Here is a 5,231-nt window from a genome sequence, read left to right as displayed (position 1 = left end):
GGCTTCAAGCGACTTGTGCGTGTTCGCCCAATGGCAAGCCACACACAAGAACCCTCTATGCTTCCCTTCGTTCCGAAGTTGTCCGTTTGAACCATATTCGATCGTATGGGTTGCCTAAAGCCAACCGGCATTCATCTCCCGCTTTCACTTCGTTTCGAAGTGGGACACTTCTTTTGGAAAAATGTTAAAAGTCAAAACTGTTTTTAGTTGTTCTATATCAGCGTTTACTCTCTACTGCACCGTAGCAAGGGTACACAAACATGTTCGACAACCACCTAAATAACGACAAATTTTCGATTAACTATCCCTAATGGCCAATGGCCGCTCTCCAACACAGAAACAAGATAAAGAAATGGGTTTTCCTTCCATCCTTCTAGATCAGATAATACCTCCCATGCACAAGCCATTCCACCGATGTACATCATATACCCAACCGCAGTGGTCACAACCTTGTTGCCATACGGTCTTAATACCTCGAAGATCGCATCAAAACTATGTTGGAAAATAACAGCTGGAACTTCATCAGCAATCGCCGAAAGCAATCTCGACCTCCCTGTTTGCTCAGTTTGCTGTCTCAATTGTTCGGGAATGTGTCTTAACACTCTCCAACTATCATCGTTTTCAAGGCGGATCTCCTCAATGAAAGAAACCAGTTCGTTTTTCTGCAACCATCTGATTCCTATACCATCAAGGCCGAAAAAATGAACAAACTTGTGAAGCGCCTGCTCCACTTGATCATCTCCTTGCCCACCAAAAGAAGATAACCAATTGACTGCTTCAAGACGGTCAAGTAAATAACAGAGCGACATATTCTCCTCACGGATTACATTTATATTGTTTGCAGCAATGGAACTCATCCATTTCCCTCCTCCACACCTCATCATTACGCTAAATAATTACTTGACTGTTCAAGCCAACGCTGACTATACTTCTCTTGAACGAGCCAAATTGCAACAGCGGATACAAGACAAGGGAGTGCAAAAGCCAAAAAGTTTCCATATAAGGAAAGATGGTGGTTTAATAGAATACCGCCCATCACAGGTCCTGCAATCCCACCAATTCTGCCCACACCAAGCGCCCAACCGATTCCTGTCGAACGCATCTCTGTTGGATAGTATTGAGAAACATAAGAATTAGCCACAATTTGTGTACCTGTTGTTGTTCCTCCAGCAATGCCAATAAGTATATAAAGAAGGATCACATTTGGTTTTAGACTTAATGACATTAATGTCAAAAAGGCGATAACAAAAAAGAGAATTAAGATTTTGCGTGCACCGAAAAGATCAGCTAATCTTCCACCAATAATAGCACCTATTACAGCACCACTATTCAAGGTAACTAAAAATGTTAAACTGGATCCAAGCGGATATCCAGCCTCTTGCATGATTTTAGGCAACCATGTGCTTAATCCATACATGACAAGCAAACACATAAAAAACGAGACCCAAAACATCGCGGTGCTCCATCCTCGATGTTCGCGAAACAAGCAAGTCACTGGAAAACTTGTTTTCTGCTCGCCATTCTCCACCCATTGAATTTGTTCATCATCCGATATCATTTGTTGAGTGAGGCGACGAAATACCGAGAGCAACCGATCGGTTTGGTGATGGCGAAGATAAAAATAAACAGATTCTGGCATCTTCCGATAGAAAAATGGAAGAAAAACTAGAGGAATCAATCCTAACCAGACGACTGCCCTCCACCCAAGATGAGGAATTAAATAAATAGCTCCCGCAGAGGCAATAATGCCACCAAACGCATGGCCGCTAAACATAATGGATACTAGTGTACTTTTCCATTTGCTTGGAGTATACTCTGTCATTAGTGCAATAAGATTAGGCATTACCCCGCCTAATCCCAGCCCAGCAAAAAAACGCTGAACTCCAAATGATGTGCTGCTTTGGGAAAATCCGGACGTAAACGTAAATAAGCTAAAGAGGCAAAAACATAGAAGGATCACATTTTTACGTCCAAATCTGTCTGCTGACGGTCCAAAAATCATCGCCCCAATCATCATGCCGATCAACGCATAGCTGTTCAACGCCCCCGCTTCAACTGGTCCTATCCCCCACTCCTTCATGAGAGACGGGACGATGGCACCAAACATAAACATATCATAACCATCAGCAATGATAATCAACATACACATAAACAATAAACTTATGTGAAACCGATTTAACGGTTGCTCATCAATCCAGTGATTAATGTGAATTTCCCTTGCCATCTTTCCATTCCTTCTTTCAAAACAAATTAAGGGAAATCCCCTGTAGCAATTCACAACCACAGGGGAACAATGATCTAGCTACGCACTACCTCCGCCTCAAACTCCCCGACGACCGATTGATATCCGTTGTTATTCGGGTACGCTTCTTCACGCTGCAATCTGAGCTTTTCCATGATCGGCAAATCGTTGGCGCAGAAGAGAAGCGCATCCTCTTTGGATGTGTTCACATGTTCGTGCCAAGCCCAGTTCGGGATGACAAAATAATCGCCTTTTGTCCAGTTGAACCGAATACCGTTGATGACTGTATATCCTTCGCCTTTGAACACGTGGTAAATCGCCGAATACGTGTGGCGGTGCGCCTTTGAATGGTAGCCAACCGGCAGTTTTTGCATCCATGCACCGATGTTCGGATTGGCTGTCTGACCATTGGACGGATTGATGTACTCGACCGCAATGCCATCATACGGATCCGGTTCAAAATCGCTTAACCCTTCCAACGCCGCTTCGGTCTGTTTCCACTTGTACAATCCAAGCGGTGCGACTTGCGGCTTTCGGTCGCCGATCGGCCGAACCATGCCGCCGCGATACTTGCGCGCCGAGTAGTCATCTGGAAGCGACGGCGGCTCAATGCCATCCGGATAAGGTTCAAAAAACGTTCCACCTGTGGCGTAAATAAACGGAATATCCAAGCAATCCATCCAAAACATCGGTCCTTCTCCTGGATGACTGTGGCCGTGCCATAATCCGCCCGGAGTGATAAGAAAGTCGCCTTCCTCCATGAACAACCGCTCTCCTTGGACGATCGAATACGCCCCTTTTCCGTCTGTGATAAACCGCATCGCATTTTGCGTATGACGGTGAGACGGCGCCGTTTCACCTGGCAAAATAAGCTGGACAGCCGCATATAGTGTGTTAGTCGTTGACGCCCATCCCCACGGCTGGCGCTGTTTAAGCCCTGGGTTTTGCAAGTAAATTGCCCGGCGCTCGCCGCCACGTTCCGGCGTGAAAATTTGCGTCGCCTCCAAAAGCAGCTTGCGGATCGTCTCTCCTTTCCATAAATACGGCACTGCTTCCGGTCTCGGCTCTTTATGCATCAAGTCCGGAATCGCTTCCCAAAGCGGACCTAAATGGTATTGTTCAATTTTTTTCGTAAACTCTTTCACTTCTTTGCTTTGGAAAAAAGGATTTTTTTCCGCCACATGAATTTCCCCTTTCTCATTGTTTTGATTGAGCGGCCTTATGTTTGCCTAAATTTCGTTCAATTTGCCGCAAATGGCCGGCCAAATGCTCGGTCAAAAAATGCTCGACTAAAAACGTCATCGGCTTGACGCCAAATTTCGGGTTGCGATGTGGGGCTTCAAGAGCCAACTGATCATCTCTCAACCGTTCCAGCTGTTCATCCGCAAATTTCGCTGCTTTCTTAATCCCATGGATGACGTCGCTGACAGTGCGAGAGTCTGCTTGACGAACCGCCGCCAGCCTCGCTTCATCATTGAGCCCCCGGCCCCACTCCCCGCCGCCGGCTTGAATGACGCGTACAAGCTCCCTTGTCCAATAGCCGATCACTTCTTCGACGTGGCAAAGAATTTCCATGATCGACCATTCATCAGCAGACGGCTTCCAGCGGATCACCTCCTCCGTCAATGAGCTGACTTTTTGAATGATCCTCTCCACGGTTTCTTTGATTTCTTGCCGATATTGCTCAATCAACGGCATGACGACTCCACCTCCACCTGACTTGGCACGGCGGCAACGCGATTTTCGAGCACGCCAATGCGCTCTACCTCAATGCGCACGACATCGCCGTGCTGCAAAAAGACTTGCGGATTGCGGGCGACCCCGACACCGCCCGGCGTTCCTGTGCAAATGACATCTCCTGGTTCAAGCGTCATGATATGCGACAAAAACTCTACCAGATAATGAACATTAAACACCAAGTTTTTCGTATTCGACCGTTGCCGCTCTTCCCCGTTAACGCTCAATGAAATTTCGAGCGAATGCGGATCCGGAATTTCGTCCTTCGTGACAAGCCACGGTCCCATCGGCGCACTCCCATCAAGCGTTTTTCCTTGCAGCCATTGGATCGTCCGCCGCTGCAAATCTCTTGCTGTCACATCATTGACAATCGTGTACCCGGCGACATACTCAAGCGCCTCCGCCTGCTTGACATTCCGCGCCCGCTTGCCGATGACGAAGGCAAATTCCGCTTCGTAATCGAGCTGACTCGTGATCGGTGGCAATGGAATGTTATCTTCCGGACCGATGATCGTGTTGCTAAATTTGGCAAAGATGACGGGGTATTCCGGCAGTTCCCGTTTCATTTCCAAAATGTGTTCACGGTAATTGTGACCGACGCAAACAATTTTGTTTGGTTTTAATATCGGCGCTTCGATTTTGACGTTGGCCCGGTCGATCACCAGCCCGTTTTCCAAAGCAAATTCCACCGCCTTTTGCGCCTCTTCTAGACTTTTTTCCCCACCTTCGAGCAGCTCGATCGTATTGGGTGGAACAAGCGCCGCGGCGAGCTGTTCGGCACGCGGGCATCCCTTGGCTCGAAGCCGCGCTACATATGCTTGATGAAGGTCGATGACTTGATTATCCACAATGCATCCAGCACGCACCACATCACCTAATCGGTAGTTGATCATTTTCATCATGATCCCTCCTTGTATCTGATCATTGCCCCTTCTCTTTTCATCTTTTCGCGAAGCTCGGCTGGAAGGGGAGCCGCTTTCGGTCTGTCTCCGGCAAACGTCGTCCACACGCGCACTTCATATCCTTCAGCCACAAGCTGGCCTCCTCGAAAAAACTGATGGTGGATGCGAAACGATTTCTCCCGCAGCTCAGCGACTGCCGATTTGACACAAACTTGATCCTCGAAAAAGAGCGGGGCATGAAATACGCATTTTGCTTCGACAATCGGCATGCCGATTCGCTCTTCTTGAAACAACTTCCACGTCGAACGCCCAAGGCTGGCGAAAAAGTGGTGCGTCGCTTCGTCCATCCA

Annotated in this window: 6 protein-coding genes; all 6 read right to left on the bottom strand. The window is 47.7% G+C overall.

From position 1 onward, the window contains the following. Window positions 1–275 precede the first annotated feature (275 nt). A complete protein-coding gene (locus tag I656_RS13730; protein WP_013523606.1) occupies window positions 276–857 on the bottom strand; it encodes a hypothetical protein in 582 nt (193 codons plus the stop codon). A gap of 26 nt (window positions 858–883) precedes the next feature. Then, entirely contained in the window at window positions 884–2,224 is a 1,341-nt protein-coding gene (locus tag I656_RS13735) for an aromatic acid/H+ symport family MFS transporter (protein WP_013523605.1), read from the bottom strand. A gap of 74 nt (window positions 2,225–2,298) precedes the next feature. Then, window positions 2,299–3,423, bottom strand: a complete 1,125-nt coding sequence (locus I656_RS13740; protein WP_013523604.1) for a cupin domain-containing protein — start codon at window positions 3,421–3,423, stop codon at window positions 2,299–2,301. Window positions 3,424–3,439: 16 nt separating this feature from the next. Continuing rightward, window positions 3,440–3,940, bottom strand: a complete 501-nt coding sequence (locus I656_RS13745) for a DinB family protein (protein WP_015374674.1) — start codon at window positions 3,938–3,940, stop codon at window positions 3,440–3,442. Next, entirely contained in the window at window positions 3,931–4,878 is a 948-nt protein-coding gene (locus I656_RS13750; protein ID WP_013523602.1) for a fumarylacetoacetate hydrolase family protein, read from the bottom strand. The genes I656_RS13745 and I656_RS13750 overlap by 10 nt, the downstream gene beginning before the upstream one ends. Then, on the bottom strand, window positions 4,878–5,231 hold a 354-nt coding region (locus tag I656_RS13755; RefSeq protein WP_033004703.1), incomplete at its 5' end, for a thioesterase family protein. The genes I656_RS13755 and I656_RS13750, both read right to left, overlap by 1 nt.

Origin of the sequence: Geobacillus sp. WSUCF1, assembly GCF_000422025.1 — a bacterium.
In the GTDB taxonomy this organism is placed as follows: Bacteria; Bacillota; Bacilli; order Bacillales; family Anoxybacillaceae; genus Geobacillus; species Geobacillus zalihae.
The sequence above is the reverse complement of the archived record's forward strand: the minus strand, read 5'-3'. Positions and strand labels throughout refer to the sequence as shown.